The 359-nt window shown below is 44.8% G+C and carries 1 protein-coding gene; it reads right to left on the reverse strand.

What is annotated here, in order from left to right:
* Positions 1-359: heparinase II/III domain-containing protein (locus F8C76_RS18090; protein ID WP_211372200.1), on the reverse strand; the 359-nt coding region annotated here is incomplete at both ends.

Here is a 359-nt window from a genome sequence, read left to right on the forward strand (position 1 = left end):
TGGGAAGTGCCAGAGTTCACAAGAACACGGCAACCAAAAAGGCTTAACTCACAACTCAAAGTATCGGCATGGGCATGACCAGGCTGATAGTCAGGGCCTACATGTGCCAAATCAACTAAAAGCTTATGACAAGCTGGCCACTCAACCACTGCATAACCGCTTTGCTCCAACAAGGTCCCCCTCAATGACTTTATGCTAGAATTTTTATCGCCCTCATCACCCAAGAGTAAAGAGTACGATTTAAGGTCATTACTATTAGGAGAAATACCAAATGCAGCATCATTAAAAAATGACACGTCGCCATCCGGATGACTCATTGCCTCCAGCCAGTCAATACCACTCACAAAACACTTAACCCA

This window comes from Flagellimonas olearia (genome assembly GCF_009184425.1).
GTDB lineage: Bacteria > Bacteroidota > Bacteroidia > Flavobacteriales > Flavobacteriaceae > Flagellimonas > Flagellimonas olearia.